General features: G+C 44.6%; 15 protein-coding genes. 8 read left to right on the top strand and 7 right to left on the bottom strand.

The genetic code is table 11. The features are described from left to right. Positions 1 to 330 precede the first annotated feature (330 nt). From glmU to thpR, 7 genes are all read left to right on the top strand, one after another. On the top strand, positions 331 to 1,692 hold the full coding sequence (gene glmU, locus A7985_RS21075) for a bifunctional UDP-N-acetylglucosamine diphosphorylase/glucosamine-1-phosphate N-acetyltransferase GlmU (protein WP_065792485.1): 1,362 nt from the start codon (positions 331 to 333) through the stop codon (positions 1,690 to 1,692). 133 nt (positions 1,693 to 1,825) lie between these two features. Further along, entirely contained in the window at positions 1,826 to 3,070 is a 1,245-nt protein-coding gene (locus A7985_RS21070; RefSeq protein ID WP_065792430.1) for an HlyD family secretion protein, read from the top strand. A gap of 29 nt (positions 3,071 to 3,099) precedes the next feature. Next, positions 3,100 to 5,229 carry a peptidase domain-containing ABC transporter gene (locus A7985_RS21065; protein WP_065792429.1) on the top strand — a complete coding sequence of 710 codons (2,130 nt, stop codon included), beginning with the start codon at positions 3,100 to 3,102 and terminating at the stop codon, positions 5,227 to 5,229. 205 nt (positions 5,230 to 5,434) lie between these two features. Further along, positions 5,435 to 6,661, top strand: a complete 1,227-nt coding sequence (locus A7985_RS21060) for a lanthionine synthetase C family protein (protein ID WP_065792428.1) — start codon at positions 5,435 to 5,437, stop codon at positions 6,659 to 6,661. 10 nt (positions 6,662 to 6,671) lie between these two features. After that, complete coding sequence (locus tag A7985_RS21055) at positions 6,672 to 9,818, top strand: lantibiotic dehydratase (protein WP_065792427.1); 3,147 nt, start codon at positions 6,672 to 6,674, stop codon at positions 9,816 to 9,818. 115 nt (positions 9,819 to 9,933) lie between these two features. After that, positions 9,934 to 10,446: a hypothetical protein gene (locus tag A7985_RS21050; protein ID WP_065792426.1), complete on the top strand. Its 513-nt coding sequence runs from the start codon at positions 9,934 to 9,936 to the stop codon at positions 10,444 to 10,446. Then, positions 10,446 to 10,967: an RNA 2',3'-cyclic phosphodiesterase gene (gene thpR, locus A7985_RS21045; protein WP_065792425.1), complete on the top strand. Its 522-nt coding sequence runs from the start codon at positions 10,446 to 10,448 to the stop codon at positions 10,965 to 10,967. The genes A7985_RS21050 and thpR overlap by 1 nt, the downstream gene beginning before the upstream one ends. On the opposite strand, the gene A7985_RS21040 is transcribed toward thpR, so the two are convergent. Genes A7985_RS21040 through A7985_RS21030 form a run of 3 tightly spaced genes read right to left on the bottom strand, consistent with a single transcriptional unit; the run spans position 10,957 to position 13,574 of the window. After that, positions 10,957 to 11,607 carry a glycoside hydrolase family protein gene (locus tag A7985_RS21040; RefSeq protein WP_065792424.1) on the bottom strand — a complete coding sequence of 217 codons (651 nt, stop codon included), beginning with the start codon at positions 11,605 to 11,607 and terminating at the stop codon, positions 10,957 to 10,959. The genes thpR and A7985_RS21040 overlap by 11 nt on opposite strands. Further along, positions 11,586 to 12,269 (bottom strand): hypothetical protein, encoded by a 684-nt coding sequence (locus A7985_RS21035; protein WP_065792423.1) that lies wholly within the window; start codon positions 12,267 to 12,269, stop codon positions 11,586 to 11,588. Before A7985_RS21035 ends, A7985_RS21040 begins: the two co-directional genes overlap by 22 nt. Positions 12,270 to 12,281: 12 nt before the next feature. After that, positions 12,282 to 13,574, bottom strand: a complete 1,293-nt coding sequence (locus A7985_RS21030; protein WP_065792422.1) for a LysM peptidoglycan-binding domain-containing protein — start codon at positions 13,572 to 13,574, stop codon at positions 12,282 to 12,284. A 178-nt stretch (positions 13,575 to 13,752) separates the two neighbouring features. Here A7985_RS21030 and A7985_RS21025 point away from each other — a divergent pair, with 178 nt between their 5' ends. Further along, the gene (locus A7985_RS21025; RefSeq protein WP_065792421.1) at positions 13,753 to 14,049 is read left to right on the top strand and encodes a DUF6482 family protein; all 297 of its coding nucleotides are present in this window, start codon (positions 13,753 to 13,755) and stop codon (positions 14,047 to 14,049) included. A 47-nt stretch (positions 14,050 to 14,096) separates the two neighbouring features. On the opposite strand, the gene A7985_RS21020 is transcribed toward A7985_RS21025, so the two are convergent. The 4 genes from A7985_RS21020 to A7985_RS21005 all read right to left on the bottom strand — a co-directional run bounded on the left by A7985_RS21020 (position 14,097) and on the right by A7985_RS21005 (position 19,787). Next, the gene (locus A7985_RS21020; protein WP_065792420.1) at positions 14,097 to 16,103 is read right to left on the bottom strand and encodes a hypothetical protein; all 2,007 of its coding nucleotides are present in this window, start codon (positions 16,101 to 16,103) and stop codon (positions 14,097 to 14,099) included. 157 nt (positions 16,104 to 16,260) lie between these two features. Next, positions 16,261 to 17,007: a LytR/AlgR family response regulator transcription factor gene (locus A7985_RS21015; protein ID WP_065792419.1), complete on the bottom strand. Its 747-nt coding sequence runs from the start codon at positions 17,005 to 17,007 to the stop codon at positions 16,261 to 16,263. Between the two features lie 90 nt (positions 17,008 to 17,097). Next, positions 17,098 to 18,405 carry a sensor histidine kinase gene (locus tag A7985_RS21010; RefSeq protein WP_141685409.1) on the bottom strand — a complete coding sequence of 436 codons (1,308 nt, stop codon included), beginning with the start codon at positions 18,403 to 18,405 and terminating at the stop codon, positions 17,098 to 17,100. Further along, on the bottom strand, positions 18,405 to 19,787 hold the full coding sequence (locus tag A7985_RS21005; protein ID WP_065792417.1) for a sigma-54-dependent transcriptional regulator: 1,383 nt from the start codon (positions 19,785 to 19,787) through the stop codon (positions 18,405 to 18,407). Before A7985_RS21005 ends, A7985_RS21010 begins: the two co-directional genes overlap by 1 nt. Positions 19,788 to 19,963 lie beyond the last annotated feature (176 nt).

The following is a 19,963-nucleotide window of genomic DNA, read 5'->3' as shown; positions in this document are numbered from 1 at the left end:
ATGTGGGTATCACTACTGAGGGGAAAATCGCACCGGTTAAGTCAGAAAAATGCTTTCACGTTAAGTTGGGCACCTTAAATAGAACGAACATTAAAATTAAATTTGTTTGATTATTGACCGAATATTCTATCGTCAGACTAGGGACTCGTCAGATGAGCATTAATAGCGGTATTTTGACTATCAATTGAGATAAATATAGTTAAAATATCAGCAATCATTGCCGGACCATTTTACAAACTGCAAATTATGTTTGGCTGTACACATGGAGTGGCAGTCTTAAAGTGGATGAAGTGGAAAGGGGATAGTAAGTTAAAAAAGGACTCATCACTGATGACACTCAATACAGTTATTTTAGCTGCGGGCAAAGGTACTCGCATGCGATCGAACTTACCTAAAGTTCTTCACCCTATTGCTGGTAAACCTATGGTTCAGCACGTTATCGATAATGCAGTTGCTTTGGGAGCAAAAGCAACTAACTTAGTGTTTGGTCATGGCGGAGAGCTATTAAAAGAACACCTTGCACACAATGAGGTTAACTGGGTACTACAAGCAGAACAGCTTGGAACTGGGCATGCAGTTGCTGTGGCCAAAGAAAATATTGCTGATGACGATACTGTATTGGTGTTGTATGGAGATGTGCCACTTACTAAGCAATCAACATTAGAAAGGCTGCTTGCTTCGACACCTGAGAAAGGCTTATCTGTACTCACTGTGACATTAGATAACCCAATGGGTTACGGTCGTATGCTGCGAGAAAATGGCAAATTGATTGGCATTATTGAGCAAAAAGATGCATCTCCAGAGCAGTTAGAAATTAAAGAAATAAACACGGGCATTATGGCTGCAAACGGTGGCTTACTGAAAAAGTGGCTAGGGCAACTATCTAATAATAATGCGCAGGGTGAATATTACCTTACAGATATTGTGGCGATGGCGCATGCTGAAGGCGTAGAGATTAACTCTGCTCAACCAGATGAAGCGATGGAAGTTGAAGGGGCTAATAACCGCGTTCAGCTTGCAGCGCTAGAGCGCGCGTATCAGGCTCGTCAAGCAAATGAATTGATGCTCAATGGTGCCAGCCTTGCTGATCCGGCGCGTATCGACGTTCGAGGTGAAGTGATAACGGGCCAAGATGTTGAAATAGATGTTAATGTTATCTTTGAAGGTAAAGTTGAGATCGGTGACAATGTGCGCATTGGGCCTAATTGCGTATTGAAAGATTGTCAAATCGGCGATGGCGCGGTGATTAAAGCCAATTCAGTCATTGAAGAAGCGCAAGTTAAAGCACTTTGTACCGTCGGGCCGTTTGCACGATTACGCCCAGGTGCTGTGCTGGAAGAGAATGCCCATGTTGGCAACTTTGTTGAGATGAAGAAGTCTCGTTTAGGATCTGGTTCAAAAGCCAATCACTTTACCTATTTAGGCGATACGTTAGTTGGTGAAAAAGTAAATATCGGAGCTGGTACAATTACGTGTAATTATGATGGCGTGAATAAATCACAAACCGTAATTGGCGATGGCGCTTTTATTGGCTCAAATTCGTCACTTGTTGCGCCTGTTAATGTCGGAGCGCAAGCAACTGTGGCGGCTGGTTCGGTAATTACCAGTGAGGTCGAAGAGAAACAGTTGGCAGTGGCTAGAGGCAAACAGCGAAATGTCTCCGGTTGGAAACGACCGACTAAAAAAGCGTAATTGATTTTATAAAAAGGGAATTTAATTCCCTTTTTTTGTATCTCATTTCTTTCTGGATTCCAAAGTGATACATTATGGAGGGGTTAATTAAAATTTAACAATAAAAACAATTAATTCAGGTGTACAAGTTATTATGGAAAATCTCTTTCGCAAAGAAGTACTAGAGAATAAGCGACACCGATTAGAAGGAGCTGTGAGTTTAGTTCAACCACCGGTGTTTAAAACACTGACCTTTCTGATCTTATTCGTGGTGATCATTAGCATTATTTTTCTTGCAATAGGAAGTTATGCGAGGAAAGAGCGCGTGTCTGGGGTGTTAGAACCAAATACGGGTATCCTCAATATGGTCGCTTCGCAAGAAGGTGTCATTGCACAAGTGCTGGTAGAAGAAGGGCAATTTGTAGAAGCAGAGCAACCCATACTCCGAATTGCGTCAGCCAAGCACAGTACGCAAGCGCTTGAATTGAATCAGGCGTTGGTAAACCAATATACTTTTCAACTTCAGAATATTGAACGTCTGATAGTGCAACAAGAGCAACAATACCAGCTCGACTTAAACGAAGTTACGCAGCAAAAAATCAGTTCAGAAAAGCGCCTCGATGAATTAAGTAGCCAGCAATCTACGTTTACTCAACGCCTCGAATTAAATAAGCAAATGGTTAACCAAATCAGTACATTAAAAGGTACTGGTTATATCTCAGAACTTGAGCTTCAAAGGCAAAAAGATACATTGTTATCGCTACAGCAACAATCATCCAATATGCGCGCAGAAAAGCTCAGCCTAGAGTCCCAAATTGAGCAATTTGAGACACAGCTCGAAAAATTACCACTGGCCCATGATGAGCGGATCAATCAGCTTAAATCTGAGCGTGCACAACTCAAAATACAACTAACTTCAATTGAACAACAAAGGCTGGGTGAACTAAGAGCACCGAGAGCTGGGGTTGTGACGGGTCTACTCGCGAAAGTGGGAAAAAATGTCTCTTCAGGTCAAAAATTATTAAGTGTGATCCCCGAAAATAGCCAGATGCAGGCCGTTATCTATGTGCCGACCTCCGCGTTTGGGTTTATAGAACAAGGGCAGCAGGCAAAATTACGCTATCACGCTTTTCCATACGAGAAGTTTGGTATATATGGTGGTGAGATTAAACAAATCAGTACCAGCCTGATTTTGCCCGAGGAAGCGATTATTCCCGGTATTATTAGTGAACCAGCTTATCGCGTCATTGTGTCATTGTCTGAACAGGAGATTCAGGCGTACGGCAAATCAACACCTCTGAGAGCGGGCATGATGTTAGATGCAGACATTATCATCGAAGAGCGCTCGCTATTAAGATGGTTGTTTGATCCGGTATTTAGTATTAAAGGACAGCTGTAAGCTGCAATAACGATAATTAAAGGCTTAATATGCACGAGGAAGACAGCTCACCGGTACAAAAGTTACAGTTTTGGTCAAGGAACTCACTGCCTATTATATTGCAGTCAGAGGCGGCTGAGTGTGGGCTAGCAAGCTTAGCGATGGTCGCAGCGTACCACGGCTATCACAGTGACTTGACGACATTGAGACAAAAGTTCAGCATCTCTATTGAAGGTGCAACGCTACTTGATATTATGCATTTTGCAGAGCAATTGGAGCTCAGCTCTCGACCCTTAAGAATTGAACTTGAAGATTTAGATGCACTGCAAACGCCTTGTATCCTGCATTGGGATATGAACCATTTCGTGGTGCTCAAAAAGGCCAATGAAAAGCGTATTGTCATTCATGACCCCGCTTCTGGCGAAAAAACGTTTACGTTAGAAGAGGCATCAAAACACTTTACTGGTGTGGCATTAGAGCTCACGCCCACAAAGAGTTTTGAGAAAAAAGAGAAAAAACCGAGCTTGAAGTTCGCTGATTTTTGGAGTCGCATTACCGGCTTAAAGCGCTCTTTGCTCTTGATTTTCTTACTTTCTATTTTACTGCAAGTATTTACGCTTGCGGCACCTTACTATATTCAACTCGTCATTGATGATGTCGTCCTCACCGGGGACACAAACCTATTGACTGTATTGGCTACAGGCTTCTTTTTGGTATTAGTGTTTGAGATTGCGACTAATGCACTGCGAGGATTCACGTTGCTGCATTTTGGTAATCAGATGAATATTCAATTGGGGGCGAATTTATTCCACCACCTAGTGCGTTTACCTATTTCCTATTTTGAGAAACGCCATATGGGCGACGTCGTGTCAAGATTTGGCTCATTACAACAGGTAAAACAAATCTTAACTACGGGGGTAATAGAAGCCATCATCGATGGTTTAATGGCAATTATTACGCTCGCGATGATTTTCTTTTATAGCCCAACATTGTCGCTGGTGGTACTGACTGCTGTTATTGCCTATGCCTTGGTGCGGGTAGCGATGTACAAGCCGTTTAGAAGCATCAGTGAACAAGAGATCATGGCGCGTGCTGAAGAGAATTCCAACTTCATGGAAACGGTGCGTGGTATTCAAACTATCAAGCTGTTTGGCTCTGAAGTGAAACGCGAAGGGCAATGGCAAAATCGATATGCAAATGCGATTAACCAAAGTATCCGGCTGGGCAATTTTCAAATTGGGTATGACGCCATTAACCGAGCGTTATTCGGCATCGAAAACATTCTCGTTGTTTACTTGGCCGCCCATTTAGTACTTGAAGGTGGCTTTAGTACCGGCATGTTATTCGCGTTTATGTCTTATAAGCGCCAATTTATGGACAAAACAGCAAACTTAATTGAAAAACTCATTGAGTTTAAAATGGTCGGTTTGCACTTTGATCGTATTGCGGATATTGCGCTCACGGACAAAGAGATCCTCCAGCCTGAAAAGCTTAAAAAGCATACCGTAGAAGGTAAAATTGAGCTGAAAAACATTTGCTTCGCATACTCTGATGCGACACCGAATGTACTACATAACTTAAGTCTTGAAATCAATGAAGGAGAGTCGGTTGCGATTACTGGCCCTTCAGGCTGTGGTAAGTCGACATTATTAAAAATCATGTTGGGACTGAATGAAGCCAAAAGTGGTGAAGTGCTCATTGATGGTGTCCCTATTGAACAAATCGGCGCAAGGCAGTATCGACAGCAAATTTCGGCGGTGATGCAAGACGATGAATTGTTGTCAGGATCTGTTGCAGACAACATTGCTTTTTTTGATACTCCAATTGATATGGAAAGAGTCGTTTATTGTGCGCAAATGGCTGCGATACATGACGATATTAGTCAAATGCCGATGGGGTATGACAGTTTAATTGGCGATATGGGGTCATCTCTGTCTGGTGGTCAAAAGCAGCGCATTATTTTGGCAAGGGCGCTTTATAAGCAGCCTAAAATCTTATTTATGGATGAGGCCACAAGTCATTTGGATACAAGCTTAGAGTCAGATATCAACGAGGCGGTAAGTCGGCTTGAAATGACTCGAGTAATTATTGCGCACCGTAAAGAGACGATTGCCTCAGCGGATCGCGAAATTCGCCTGCAAAAAGTGAGGTTAGAAGAGCTCGAGCCGGAGAATGAATAATTAAACGTCCCCCCTTTGTGGGGACACCACTTTGTATTGCCTTATCCTTGATTGCCCGCAGCGTATTGGCGAAATGAAAATAAGGCGCTAGTTAACCTAACTTGGTAAACACCTGAGTCAATATTAACGGTTGAGCTACATATTTATTTAAGTTAGTTTCTATTGATAAAACAAAAAGAATAAAGCTTTATATCTAAGGAAGATCATGGCAGAGCTACTATCTATCACAGAAAAACAACGTCAGGAAGTAACGGAAATCATCGCGCTGTTAGCCAGTCGCGTGAGTGATAATCTTAAACTAGGGCAAGTACAACAAAATGGTCTGCTAAGTGGTGTTGCGGGCCAACTACTTTTCTTATTCAACACTTATCAATTCGATCAAAACTTGGTGGATGAAGCCGTTTTCAGCGACCTACTTGAATTGTTACAAGATCAGTTAACCGATCAGAGCTTTGAATTGAGTAATGGCCTAGCAGGTCAAGCATGGGTACTTGAGTATTTCAATCAAGCCGATGAAGAAGATTACGATCCGCAGTTACTCGATGATGTCGATGAATTGTTTACTCAGGCATTGGATCATGACCCATGGCCGGGTGAAATTGAAATGGTACTTGGGTTGTGTGGCTACGCGCCATATGCCGCTCGACGTGCCAAGTTTTCTAAGCAACACAAATTGTATAATACGATTGTGACCGGTCTTGAAAGTACCGCGACCTATTTTGAGAATGGCCATATCGCTTGGTCGCAGCCTGCGCAATCTGTGTATCGGTTTGATACTGATGACAGAGAAAAGCCAGAGTTTAACCTAGGTTTGGCACATGGCGTTCCAGGCATGATTGCTGCGTTGCTGCCCGCCCACACGATTCCTTCACTCAATACGCGTGTTACTAAACTATTGTCTGGGGCATGCGACTGGTTGATAGCACACCAAAACGCCAGTGGTAAGGAAAACACGCGTCGCTCTTGCTATGGCTCGTGCGCGGGTTCCGATGAGCACTCGAGATTGGGCTGGTGCTATGGTGACTTGACGATTGCCATGATATTGGCACGAGCAGGCAAGGCGTTAGATCGCCCAAGTTATGTTGATCATGCGTTAGAAGTGGCACTTCATGCTTGCAAACGAGATGCTGAGGATGGCTTTATAAACGATGCCGGTGTATGTCATGGATTCGTCGGTTTGGCACTTATTTTTAAACTACTCGACGACTTGATGCCGCATCCAGAGCTCAAAGCAAGAAGCGTTTATTGGGTTGAGTACAGTCTTGACAAGTTCCGTCAAGAAGGGATCCAAGCTCTCTATTCTTACAATGGTATTGATAAAAAACATGTAGAGGACTTTGGTTTCTTGATGGGATATTCCGGTATTGGTTGCGCATTGATTAGCTTATTGAATAACGATTCAAGCTGGACCGAATGCCTACTGATGTCTTAAGGAGAAGTAGATGTCTACAAAACAACTAAAAAATGACAACTTTTTTGTAATTCGTACGCCTAGGCTCGCGCTTGAACAGTTAGCGGAATTCGGAGAAGAAGGCGCGGATACCAACTTATTATTAAGTGCATGGCTTGCGACGCCAGGTGTAGAAGAAGCTATCTACTTAGCGAGTCCGTCACTGTTGGAGCGCATTGAACAGTGGCGCACTAAACCTGAGTCTAAACAGGGTAAAAAAGTGGCCCATGCACTGATTAAGTATATGGTGCGTATGTGCTCGAGACCGACCCCTTTTGGGTTATTTTCAGGTATCCACAAGGGGACGATTGAATCAAATACAGTGTTATCCCCAGCCGATCATTGCAACGATAGCCGAAAAACGCGCTTGGATATGTTTTATTTATCGGCTTTAAAAGAGCATTTTATAAAGCATGCTTCGCGCTCCGATAACTTAACTTATAAGCCTAACTCGTCACACTATTTTGTTGCACAGCAGTGTCGCTATATCGAAACTTACCTCTCTGATGACACGATGCAATACCGATTGAGCGCGGTGGAAAGCGATGAATACTTTAGATTCGCTTTGGCGTTGGCTAAGCCCGGACTAAGCTTTAATGAACTCGTGTCGCACTTTATGGCGAAATACCCAGAGGCCGAGCAAGAAGAAGTTGAGAACTATATTCAAGACCTTATCGACGAAGGGGTATTGTTAGCAGACATTCCACTGCCTCTTACGGGGGATTCTCCCGACCATGCATTGCTTAAGTCGATTGAAGCAATTAAAGAGTTTGATGCTGCTGATAAATTAGCGACAGCACTTGCGCAAATCGATAGGTTAGATGAAACCTCCAGCGGTGAAATCGCGCCTTACAAACAATTGCTATCTCACTTAGAAAGTTTGCCAGTGAAAGCGCAGGAAAATAAACTTTTCCAAAGTGATATCTATCGTGCATTTGCGCAATGCAGTATTTCTGAAATGGAAATTAAACGCGTAAAAAAGCAGCTGGAGTTAATTGCGGGCCTAACGGTGACTGAGCCTTCAAGTGGGTTAAGCCAGTTTATGAACCAGTTTAACAGTCGCTTTGAAGGGCAGTTTGTACCTCTTGATGTGATTTTGGATGATGAATCAGGCATTGGGATCTCAACCGAAACTGGGTATGAAGCGCCACTCGTTGCTGGTCTCAATTTGGCGCGTGGTGGGGCTAACAAGGCGACTGTTCCTGAAGTCAGCATGATTGAGAGCTTAGTTGAACGCGCACTAAGCTTACCTGAAAACCGTGGTAAAGAATGTGTGGTGCTCAAGAGCAAAGAGCTGAAATCTAAAGTAAACAATCAAGATGCAGTGAAGAATTTCCCATACTCTTTTGGCACCATGCTAAGCCTGTTTGAAGATGATAGAGGTCATCCTGTTTACAAGTTTAATGGTTGTTATGGCCCTTCTTCTGCTAATTTATTAGGTCGTTTTTGTCACCTCGATGTGGGCCTTAAAGAGGCTGTGATGCAGCATTTGGCACAAGAGCAAGCACATAGTGACAACGTGATCTTTGCCGAAGTGGTTCATATGCCGGAAGGGCGACCGGGTAATGTCATTGCACGCCCGCATTTACGACAGTATGAAATTGTCTTTATGGCAGATAGCTCGTTAGATGAAGATTACCAGATCCCGCTCAGCGATCTGCACGTTTGGGTCGAAGGGCAAAAAGTGAAGCTCTGGAGCAAACGTCTTAATAAACAAGTTATCCCGCGTTTATCGAGCGCACATAATTATTCAGCTCGAAGCTTAAGTGCCTATAAATTCTTATGTATGCTACAACATCAAGAAGGTCGTGCCCCTCACTTTAGAATGCCATCTAGCACTGACCGCGCAGCCTTTGTCCCACGCGTGATGCTAGATAACCTCATTCTAAGTGAGAAGGTTTGGCGTATTGAACGCACAGAGCTTGAGGCCATCAGTAAAAAAGGCCAGTTCAATCGTGAGAAATTAGATGCACTTATGGCCAAATATGCCTTGGATGCACAAATCAGTTTTGCCATATCAGATAATGTATTACAACTTGATTTAAGAAACCCTGATATGTTCGCCATCTTGCTGGCAGAGACGAAAGGACATACGAACGTTGAGCTCAAAGAAGTGCTCTCTAATAGCTATCGTTCGCGGGTTGTTGACAATCAGGGGATGCATTATAGCAACGAAGTCATCGTGCCATTCATCAATGAGCATGCCAATGTACATGCACATTTCTCTGATGATCCATACGCGAATATAACCGCGGCGCCGATTAAACGTCGCTTTAGTGCTGGCTCAGAGTGGTTGAGCCTTAAAATATACTCTGGCAACTCGCTCGTAGAACAGCTGCTGACAGAAGAGCTGCTGCCACTTATTGAGCAGCACTCACAGTTGTATGACAAATGGTTCTTCATTCGTTATAGCGATCCGGATTGGCATATTCGACTGCGTTTTCATGGCGATCCAAGTTTGCTGTGTGGTCAGCTTCTACCGCGATTAAATGCATTGCTAGACCCTAAAATAGAATCGGGTGAACTACATAAAGTAGAACTGATGACCTATGAACGGGAAGTGGAACGCTATGGTGGTCCAGAGTCCATGGGCTTGGTGGAATCCTTGTTCATGTATGACAGTCGCCTAATTGCCCAAGCGTGTGGACTCATTGATGAGTTTGGTGAAGATATACGCTGGCGTGTTGCGTTGGCCTGTACACATAGGTTATTGAATTTATTTGAATACTCTGAAGCGGCGCGCTTTACTTTGATTAGCCAACTTCGAGACGGGTTTGGTCGAGAGTTTAACGAAACCAGTACGTTACGTAAGCAATTGGGTAATCGCTATCGTGATTATCAAGCGCAGATGGACGATGACTTTATTAAGTTGGTGCCTGAACAAGCCGCGCAGTGCGATGAAACTCAAAGTGCGATTTTAGCTGTTTTAGAGCAGTGGCAGACGAGCGTTGCCCCGGTAATTGAGCAGCTCAATCAAAAAATCGCCGCAGGGCAGCTCAATTGTACTCGAAACTCATTATTGGGCTCGTTATTGCACATGCACAACAACCGCATGTTTAAAGCGTATGGGCGAGAGCAAGAGTTGGTGATCCATGACTTGTTGCGCCGTAAGTATTTCTCTGCGGACAAGAAGGCATAGATTTACAAGATATTGTGAAAAGCGCTGTTTTGGCGCTTTTTTTATGCCTACTACAGGCCAAAGCGACCAGCTGTGGCTATATATATTAAACAGGATCACATCATAAGGTAAAAGTATGGGACGTTTAGCAGGGTTGATCGGCGGCTTTTTGCTGTGTTTGCAAAGTGCTTGGGCGGCGAATATAGCCGATGAGTTAAAGGTGTTTGAGCCATATCTGGGTACTTGGCAGGCCAGTTTCTCTATGGGAGAAGGGCAAGTCAATGACGTGAGCCGTTGGGAGCGCGCCTTAAATGGCACGGCAATCAGAACGCTACATTCGATCAATGATGGCGCATATGGCGGTGAGTCTCTGTTATTTTGGGATAACAAAAAGCAGAGCATTGTGTTTTATTATTTTACCACTGCGGGGTTTTATACTTCGGGCAGAATAGAGGTAAAAAGTAAGCATGAATTTGTCGCTTACGAGTCGGTGGAAGGGAATCAGGACGGGATTACAGAGGTGAAGTCGACCAGTCGCTTCAAAAATGGTGCGTTTACGGTTTCAACGCAGTACTTGAAAAATGGCCAATGGACTAAACCTGAGCAGCGAATTTACCGCCCCAGCACCAAATCGGTGAAGTTTAAGTAATGGCAACGAGGCGGTTATTTTTCGGTATTGGCTTAGATGAACAGGCCACCAGCACAATCCAGCAGTGGTTGAGTCGGTCGGTAGCGCATCATCAACCACCGACTTTGGCCCGTAATTGGCACATCACATTGGCATTTTTAGCGCAGGTGGACACACCCACAACGGATGCATTGATTGAGTTCGCTGAGCAGTTAAAAGGTGCACCGTTTGAGCTTCAATTTTCACAATCAGGGTACTGGGCACACAATGGTATTTTCTATCTGCCACCCGCACCCAGTGACGCTCTGGGGAGCTTAGCGGCCCCGCTACGCGCGCTGTCTGAGCAATGGCAGCTCTATACGAATCCGTACCCGTACTCACCGCATATCACGTTGTTTCGCAACCATAAGCCGACCCCTCAAGTGCGAGCGCCAATGACGCCGTTTACGCTGACCGTAACAAAGTTTCATTTGTACCATTCGCATTCGTCACAAGATGGCTTGCACTATACACCGATAGCTTCATTTGGCCTTAGCGCTTGACGCGTTGGCTAAGCTGAGAAAGTAAAAAGTGAGCAAGCCGGCGTATGATACCGACAGAACCACTTTGGTGAAATAATTTGGCCGTGGCTTTGTTGCGCGCTTCACTCACATGCTTGCGATGGCACTCCTGCGCGGCGGCAGACCAATTTTCTGCTCGTATCGCACTGAGTAACTTTGGCCATGCTTGACTCAGGTTGGTGGTTCCCAAGTTATAGGCCATATCAAGCAGTGCAAGTTGCACCTTGCTGGGCATTTTTTTAAAGGGGATATAGCCATTTTGCGCACAAAATAAGGTGTTCAACTCATGCTCAAATTCACTCAGTTTTTTCTCTAGTAGCTTTATGCATTCTTCGTGAGGCAAATACAGCTGACAATGTGGTTCATACCAACTTGCCCGCCGTCCTTCAGGGAGCTTTGAAATGGTAGCAAATTCTTTGGCTTTGAGTTCTCTACTTGCTGTTCTTTTCGTTGACTTCTCTCTTAAAGTCATTTTCGCCAGTGTTTGCGGATCGGTAATGAGAAAGCCGGCACCAAGCGTCACATTACCGCGTGTATCTAAGTAGAGATGTGCGATTACGCCTTCGTATAAGCAGATATGTTTAGCTGCTAAGTGTCGGTCTAGCTTTTTAGATTGGAACAATTTGCGACCTTTTTGACGTCTGATGCTTTATTAACTGTGTAGCATTGCTTGAGTAACGAGCAATAGCAAGTATTTACTTCGATATCAGGCACCATCTCACTGATTTTCTCCCACAGGTTGCTATTAAAATTGCTGCGCGTCATCGAAAATAGCACTAAATCGCTGCCATCAGCGAGCAGTGCATTGTTGGGGTTACTGGTCACATACCAACCAAATTGCTTCATATAGTTAATGTCGTCGTTATCGGCCTGCACTTCTGCCAACGCCGTTTTGTATGCATCTAGGCTACAGCAGTCATTTAACAGTGCTTTCAGGTTGTCGTAAGCTGTGCCTTGATATTCAAATTGCATGGCCTTTATCAGCGCTGGCCCGGTGCCTGAGTTGGTTACTTTTACCGTCATGCGCGCGCGATCTGCTTCAAGGTCATAATCACTGTAGCTAACCTGCAACCATGGCCATGTTTCAGCGTAAAGTTGTCGTTCGGCCGCGGTGACTTGCTCTTGTGCCGCTTTTGCCTGCATGTAAGTGGCATAAAAGGAGGCTGCTGAAATTAAAATGGCACACAGGGCTAAAATACTGTTCATTTTTGAGCGAGAGAGTCGCAACTTGATTTGACTCGATTTGGTGCTTTTACCTTGCTCGGTTGGCTGTTCCTTCGACATGTTGGACTCCTTTTAGGGCGCTGCTAAGAAGATGGTCAGACGCTTGCCTATTTGTAAGGTGGCATTAGACAACTGATTCCACTGTTTGAGTTTATTGACCGAGACATTAAACTGCCGCGCAATGCGCCATAGACTATCGCCCGATTTTACGGTGTAGGTGTATTGCTGATCCGCAAGAATTGGCAGGATCAATGTGTCTCCAATGCGAATTCTGTCTGTGCGCAATTGGTTAAATGACTTTAATTGCGACACACTGAGTCCATAGTTTTCAGCGATCACACTTAAGCTATCTCCGCGTCGTACGGTATAGGATTGCCACTGATTATCAGGCATCGTTGGTAGGGTTTGAGCGTATTGCTGCCAATCTCCAGCTTTGCTTGTTGGGATAATAAGTCGATTTGGGCCGCCTAACAGTGCGGGAAAGCGCGCATAACCGGTATTGAGTTGTGCCAGCATTGACCACTCAGGGCTGTTGTCTAGGATTGTGGCGTTAGGCAGCGTGATGATGGATAGGGCTGGTGCATTTGTAATCGCAGGAAAGTTCATCAGCTGCTGTTTTAGCAGCTGGGTGGCAGCGAGCAACTTAGGGACGTAGTGTCTGGTTTGTCGCGGCAGTTGCAGTGCAAAAAAATCGGTTGATTTACCGGCCTTGCGGTTTTTGTCTATGGCTCTTAAAACACGGCCCTCACCAGTATTATACGCGGCGATTGCATGGTACCAATTACCATCAAATCGGCGATGTAAATAAGTGAGAAAGTCGAGTGCGGCATGAGTTGAGTCGATGAGATCTTGGCGGCCATCGTACCAAGGGTTTATTTTGAGGCCATAGTGTTTGGCAATAAGTGGTGTGAGTTGCCAAAGCCCCGAGGCATGCTTATGCGAATACGCTTGCATATCGAAATCAGTTTCAATGAGTGGCATAAGCGCTAACTCAATGGGGAGGTTTCGCTTCTCTATCTCAGTCACGATATAGTAAAGCAGTGGTTCGGCCCGCTCACTGATGGTGTGCATATAATTTGGATGCTGCAAATACCACTCTATGCGCTTTTTCACTCTCGGGTGTTCTGATGGCGCAAAGCGAATTTGCTGGCGGATACGCTGCCATACATCTTCCGCGTCTTCAGGTGAGGTTGGCGCAATGTGTTGGCTTTGTGCATTCTGTGGTGATGCGATGTCTTGGCTGCTCTGAGTCGTTTCATACACGGAGATTTCCGAGGGGATATCATGAACGTCTTCTAATGTAGAAGTTGACTGGCAGGCCGTGAGCGTCAGAACTGTGGAGATGAGCATTAAACGTTTGAGCATAATTCAGCACTCTTTTTATTGTTTTTGTACCGCTATTCTATAAGTTTATGAAATAAATAGACAAGTTAAAAAAACTGGTACAAAGGAAGGGAATTTCATAGTGGTTGTTTGTTTTTTGAACTAAAATTGGGTTTGTTGCGTTTAAGTAAAGTAGTTCCATTCAGTAAGGGGTATTTTTATGGACCGCACAGAATTGAGAGAGCAATTTGAGCACAGCTACATGGATCCCGTCATTTTGAGCTACGCAGACTCTAACCACTATCTTGCTGGTGGTTTAGATGTGCTGGGTAATTATCATTTAATCACCGATAAACAGGGTAAAATTGTCACGTACAACTCACTGCGTGAAGCAGAAGTTGAATTGGTCGAGCTTGGAGCCAAAGAAGCCACTTTTGATATGGAAACCGCCTACGATGAAATGGTGGGCAGTGTCAGTGATGGACATTGCCGATTTAAGTTACCACTGGTTCATTAGTCAACCGACTCAATAGCGTTGCAAGTGTGGGGCGTTAACGCCCCGTACTACAAGCTGCCAGTGAACGATAGCGTGAAAACTGGCTCAACGCGTTCATCAAACCGTGTTTCACCATCATACTTTTCTCCGCGCATAGCATCAAAATACGTTTGGCTATAGGTATATCTGGCTGTATTTAGCGCACTAACGGAGAGTTTAATACGCAATGAGTTAGACACTGCATATTCGCCGAAAGCGTTGATTTCAGTATGGTCATGTTCGATAAACACTTCATCTTGATAGTAGTAAGTGGCTGACTCGGGTAGGTTGATGTCTATACCCCAGCTATAATCAGGCATATCGCGCCTAAATTCTAAATTGGCACTGTGTGGCGTTAACCCCGTGGTCGCTCGGGTGCCAGTCAGTGGGTCTAGATAGCGTGCAGTGGCATAATCATAGTCGAGTGAGAGTTGACTTCCAGATAGCCATTGTTCGGTGTTTAAAGTCGCAGACAGTTTGGCACCTAATAATGTTGCGCTGCCCGCATTACCTAGGCCCGCTTTGCCATTGGGGAGCGTAATTATTTCGTGAATGTCTTTTTGCCACTGATGGAATAGTTTTAGGTTAATGAATAGCGCATCCGTAGGGCGCGCGTTAAATTGTGCAGCCAGTTCACTGAATTGATTTGGCTGTAATTGACTATTTCCAGATTGACTGCGGTCAAACCCAGCGTCTTGGCTGGCTACAAAATGATTAAACTCGAGCTGATCAACTTGATGTTGTGCCGTCAATGCAAAGTCCCAATCTTGTTTGCTTTCATAACTAAGACGGATAAGCGGCTTTAAAAAGTTAAGGTCACTACGATGGGTATATGTCGTTGTGCTTTTTAGTTTCGTGTGCTCGGTATTAAGACGGGTATACAGTTGCCATTGTGGGTTCAATATGTAGGTAAATGCAGCAAATGGCTGGTATCTCGTTTCAGACACATGACTGACTATTTGATTATCGCTGTTATGCGTCATGGCATCCAGTTGATTATGGCTGATTTCAATGCCTACTTCGGGTTTCCAAGTGCTATGTGGTGCGTTAAAGCTAAACTGCAGCACCTGTTCTTGGTGCGCCTTATATTGTTTAAATGCATCATTCGGCTCGCCAGAATCTCGGGCGAGCGCGTGGTTATTAGTCGTTTTCTTGTTATGCAGTGCAACCAGTTGCAATTGCTTGCCTTTAGCAAACTGTTTTAACCAGTCGGTGCTCAGCTCATACTCTTGGGTATCAATTGATTCGTTATACAGCCAAGTTTGATTAAGTGCGTGATCCGCAATGCCATACTGTCTGTAAAAATCCGTTTGCCAATCTTCTTGCAATGTCTTGGCGGCAACCGTGAAGCGGCTATGTGTGTGTTGACGCGTACTACGCCAAGACAGTAAACGGCTGTTCAGCTTTTCGAAAAAGTCTTCGTGACCCACCTCTGTGGTGATGTGCTGTGCAGATTGCGACGCAATGACGGACTTTGATTGATGCCTATCATCCTGATAATGTGCATTGATCTGATGTTGCCACGTCTCCATCGGTACAGTCATCTGCACGGCCAGTTCACTGGGTCGATATGGCTGATAGGCAGAGGTCAATTTACTGCGTGCTTGCCAATGGGTTGTGATGGCACTGGCATGGGTAAGCACATTGACCACCTGATTGTACTGACTGGCCCCACTAAAGGGGTGTCCGGCACTATAAAAGTGCAGCGCGGTAATTTGTGCTTCAGGTAGTTGACTCAGAATTTGGCTTAACGACTCAGATTTAGATGCCGGTACGGCCCCATTGATTAATACATTACCTCCCGCAGCGGTTAAGCCACGACTAGCCGTGTTTTGCGATAAGGCAAACCCTGGGATCTGTTCAATTTTATCTAGAGCATTTTGGCCATATAGTTGATCTAGTGCTTGGCCATCATAATGAGTGACTGCAAATTGTGGTGCACCCGTTGCATCTTGAGCCTTGGCACAAGTTGGGACTGCCCAAATGAAAAGCAGCGCGCCCAATATTGATAAGCGATTATTTAGAGACTTTTCCATGGTCGTTTAAATCTTCCTATTACATAAATTTCCGTGCTTATTTGATAAAAACAAACCACTTAAATCAAAGTATTAGGGGTTATTGGTCGCTCTTTGGGACGAGTGGACGGGTAGGGTGTACTCGCCCCTATATACTGAGGGACGAGTGGATGGTTACCTAAGCGGCATTTTTAAGGCGCGCTTTAACCTTCGGCTTAAATGCTTTACTCAATGCGACAGATTGACCGTTTTTCAAAAGCACTAGGCCACTGCCAGAGGGTTTGATTTGGATGCGTTCAATAAAGTCCAAATTAACCAAGTGTGAGCGATGAGTGCGAATAAATTGAGAGTCCGGCAATTGTTGCTCAACTTGTTTGAGTGTGGTGCGTTTTAAAAATTGCTGCTTTTGGGTATGAAACTCGACATAGTTACTGGCAGAGTTTACATGGGTGATATCGCTATAGCAAAGTTGTGACTTTTTAGCCCCCTGTTCGACCTCGATGCTGCTATCGGTGGTATGTTCAGCACGTAAATATGTGTGCCAAATAAAGCTGATCACAAACAATACCAAAGGGTGTGAAGGGGCAAAGTACAATAAGGTGTATGCGATACTGTCGTTAAAGACAAATAAATCAAAAATGCTTTGGTAGGTCATAGAAATGCACAGCATGAGCGCCAAAATACCGATAAATCTTTTTTGTGTTAGCTGCTGTTTGGCGTGATAGTGATCTAATAGGCGAAAAATAACTGGCGTGATCAGATACCAGATCCCCCATTCTTGCAGTGCCCATGCTGGATGATTATTGATTTGCTGAGCGGGCGGCATTGCAAAATCATAGAGTATATAGGTGCCGGTCAAAAATAAAATCAGTGCACTCCATCCCCCAACGGAAATGAGCCATGCCTTCTTTACTTGCTCTGTCATCGTATAACCCCAAATCAGAAACACACATATAGTTTACCCAATTACAGATACTTTCCCAGACTATTGCGACGATATTGTGTACTTTTATTGCTAACCAAAGATACAGCGAAAACATGCGCCTTGTGCTTTATGCAAATACAGGAGCTCACCGCCATGTTGCAGCATAATTTGTCTCGATAGACTGAGGCCGATGCCAGAACCTTGTTGTTTGGTAGTATAAAAAGGCACGAACATCATGTCTTGGGCATGTTGGGTGATCCCTGGGCCATTATCTATAATATCCACACAGAGTTTGTCATGATCATTTTTGACGATTCTCAAGATGATCTTGGGGGTGGGTTGGTCGCTTATTTTCAGTGCCTCTACGGCATTTTGACAGAGGTTTATTAAAACTTGCTCTATCTGGTTAGTGTCAAGCACACACAGTGCATTATCGGGCGCTTCAATCACAAAGGCCACATCGGTATGCTGCATACAAAAGAGCTGTTTAATGTTTTCTAGTAGTTCGCCAAGGTCAACCATGGCAAGTTTCGGTACTGGTAAACCACTCAACTTTCTAAACTCTTGAATAAACTCACTTAGGTGAGCACTTCTTGATGCCAAAGTGGACAGGGCTAAATTGAGATCTTGCTTGTCCTCCTCATCGTCGAAACTCAATGAGTCAGGCAGCAATGCAATGCAGGTTTGTGCCATTGAAGAGAGTGGCGTGATTGAGTTAGCCACTTCATGAGTGAGTACTTTTGTGAGCTGCTTGTAAGCATGCTGCTCTTTGGCATTAAGCTCCTCTTTAATAGATTGCAGGGTAATAACTTTATACAATTTTGTTTGGATCCACAGTGTACTTACCTGTATATACAAGGTGTCGTGAAGTTCATTGTTTTGCCAAGAGAAGGTTTGGCGATTGTTTTTACGTGTCTCCATAATAAAGTTAACAATGTGAGGGTGGCTACTCGCGAGGGCATCAATATGCTCGATTTTCAGGCCTAGCTGCTTTGTGACCGCTGTACTTTGCTCGATGATTTGGCCATGCTCGTCACAGATAAGCATAGCGAGATCCATATGGCTGAATACCGCATTGATAAACTGTACTTGTTGTTCGGCGGCTAACTGTGCTGTTTGCATTTGGGCTTGTGCGCTGCGAAAACCTTGGCGCAACGGATGATCAACTGGCAAGCCTAAAGTGTGATCGCCATTCGCAAGGGCACGAAACAACTCCACAGGTACACGTTTTTCCTTGCGAAACATATGATGCACCCAAACGATTAGCAACACGGTTGATATGACAGTGACCATTGTTGTGGCACTGAGTCCGAAGGTGGTCAGAGTCAGGTGTAGTAACATACCCATAGCAACCAAACCACAGGCTGCGATAAGCACTTTGAATTGACTTTTCATCATCACAATCCGTACTTTTCTAAACGGCGATACATAGCGCCTCGAGTTAAGCCCAGTGCTTTAGCTGCTTGACTGACATTGCCCTGATGGTGTTTTAACGCAGCGCGAATTGCCCTTTGTTCAAGCTCGTCTAAATCAAACGTATCGTATTCTTGCAAACTCGTCGGTTGGGTAGATGCTGAAACATGAGGGGCAACAAGCACATGGTGGATCGCTAACTCACTGCCTTCAGACAAGATAACCGCGCGTTCAATGGTGTGAGCAAGCTCACGCACATTTCCAGGCCATGCATACTCACATAATGTGCTTAACGCACTGCGCGGGAGTGTCAGTTCGCGACGATACTTTTGTTGGTAAATATGCATATAGTGATCGACCAACAAAGGAATGTCCTCTTTTCGTTCTCTCAGAGGGGGGAGGCTTATTTCTATGGTATTAATTCGATACAGTAAATCCTGACGAAATTGACCGTCCATGACCGATTGCGGTAAAGCTTCGTTGGTTGCACAAACTAAACGAATGTCGACGTCGATGGGGTGATTGCCCCCAACCGGCGTGATTTGCCGATTTTGTATTGCAGCCAATAATTTAACTTGTTGATCAAGCGGCATGTTACCCACTTCATCCAAAAATAAGGTGCCGCCATGGGCCAACTCAAAACGACCAACCCTATCCGCTTTTGCATCGGTAAACGCGCCTTTTTTATGGCCAAATAGCTCACTTTCAAACAAATTACCCGATACGGCGCCCATATCTAAGCTGATAAATGGCATATGTGCTCGGGTACTTTGTTGGTGTACTGCGTGAGCCGTTAACTCTTTGCCCGTACCACTTTCTCCTGTGATGAGAATGTTAGCGTCGGTTTTCGCTGCTTTATTCAAGGTATCAAACACGCGTAACATGGCGTCACTTTGCCCTAAAAACGCACTTTGGGGTTGGCTAAGCGCCTGACTCAGCCCTTGAGTCTGTCGCGAAAGTTGATTGATCGCTTGTTTGTCTTGCGCGTGGGCGAGCGCTGTCGCAATGACGGTTAACAGTTGCTCGTTTTGCCACGGCTTGGCTACAAAGTCCGTTGCGCCATTTTTGATGGCTTCAACAGCCAACTGCACATCACTGTATGCGGTCATCAAAACCACGGCAATACTGGGTACTTGCTCATGGAATTTTTTGAGCCAGTAAAAACCTTCCTGCCCGCTAATCGCATCTCGATTAAAGTTCATATCGAGTAAAATGACATCGACTTTATGCGTGTTAAGTAACCCTTCTACATCAAATGGGTTGTCAGTGGTGAGGATTTTTTTGTGATATTGCTTTAGTAGCAGTTTGGCGGCGAGCAACACATCGGTATTGTCATCCACGATCAGTATGGTTCCCTGCTTTTCCATGCCGGCGGCTCATTGTAGTTATTTTTGACCTCAGCAGCTTACCGCAAAATCACAGAGAGTGTCCAATTATGGACAGGTGAGTGTACTGTAAACGGACACTTATTGATTCTATGTTTCTACTGTCTAATTTAAGCTTATGTATTTTATAACTTTTTTATTTGGCATCAAAATTGATA

This window comes from Pseudoalteromonas luteoviolacea (assembly GCF_001696455.1).
GTDB classification, from domain to species: domain Bacteria; phylum Pseudomonadota; class Gammaproteobacteria; order Enterobacterales; family Alteromonadaceae; genus Pseudoalteromonas; species Pseudoalteromonas luteoviolacea_C.
The sequence above is the reverse complement of the archived record's forward strand: the minus strand, read 5'-3'. Positions and strand labels throughout refer to the sequence as shown.